This window comes from bacterium (assembly GCA_024226335.1).
Lineage (GTDB): Bacteria > Myxococcota_A > UBA9160 > SZUA-336 > SZUA-336 > JAAELY01.
The window spans coordinates 1-1,263 of the sequence record JAAELY010000146.1; the positions used below are offsets into that span (position 1 = coordinate 1).

Consider the following 1,263-nt stretch of genomic DNA (forward strand, 5'->3'; position numbering starts at 1 on the left):
CGAGAAGCGGGAGTCGCCGCCTGAGCAAGAAGCGTGATCCGATCGCAGATCCGTAGATCTGCAGAGGGTCGCGCGACGCAGCGCAGGCGGATGCATCGCGCTTCGCAGCCGCAGCCTCCCTGTGCAGAGGTTCCCTAGCCTGCCCGGAGGTTGCGCGCGCCGGAAACCGGCGGTTTCAGGCTCTCCTGAAGGGATTCTGTCGGGGAATCCGGGTCGCTTGACGGCGGCCCGGTCGGGGACCACGTTAACGCGAATGCCCTGCGGCAATTGCGGCACTGAACTCCTCCCCGGCAAAAATTTCTGCCATGCCTGCGGAACTCCGTTGCAGGCGGCCTGCAGGAATTGCGGCGAGACCCTGAACCCCGAATTCCGGTTCTGTCCGGAATGCGGTACAGCGGCCGGCGAGGTGGCTGCCACTTCATCGCTCCCCGCACGGGAAGATCCGCCCGAGAGCGACCCGCTGCAGCGTCACCTTCCGGAAGGACTCGCGTCCAAGATTCGCCGTGTTGGTGCGGTCGCCGGTGAGCGCAAGCGCGCAACGGTCCTTTTCTGCGATCTGGTGGGTTCCACGGCGATCGCCGAGGGACTCGATCCGGAGGAGTACCGCGAGCTTCTCGACCAGTTTCTGGAGATCGCCTTTGGCGAAATCTACCGCCACGAAGGGATCGTCAATCAGCTCGCCGGGGACGGTTTCATGGCGCTTTTCGGAGCGCCCATCACACACGAAGATGATCCCGAACGCGCGGTTCGCGCCGCACTCGGAATTCAGAAGGCGCTGGAGCAGCTGCATACCCGCGTGCGCTCCGAAGGGGGAGTCGAACTCACCGCGAGGATCGGCATCCACACCGGTACGGTCGTCGTCGGCACGATGGGCAACGACCTCAAGACCGACTACACCGCGATCGGCGACACCACGAACCTGGCGGCGCGGCTCCAGTCTCTGGCATCGCCCGGTTCGATTCTGATCAGCGAGGCGACGTCTTCACTGGTGCGCGGGCACTTTCGGACGAAGTCGGTCGGTCCCCTCGAGGTCAAGGGGAAGTCGGAACCGATCAACGCGCAGGAGATCATCGAGATCGCCAATGCGACACCGATGGGAATCGCGAAGGCGCGCGGTCTGACGCCTCTGTTCGGACGCGAGCCAGAGATCGCACAACTCATGGGCTGCTTTTCTCGGCTCGACGATCGTCTGGCGCAGGTCGTTTCCATCGTCGGCGACGCGGGGAGCGGGAAGTCTCGACTGATCTACGAGTTCAAGAAACG

Annotated in this window: 1 protein-coding gene; it reads left to right on the forward strand. The window is 64.1% G+C overall.

Annotated features, from left to right (window positions below; all coding sequences use genetic code 11):
* Nucleotides 1-253: 253 nt before the first annotated feature.
* A partial coding sequence (locus GY725_06775) for a hypothetical protein (GenBank protein ID MCP4003883.1) occupies nucleotides 254-1,263 on the forward strand: 1,010 nt, incomplete at its 3' end.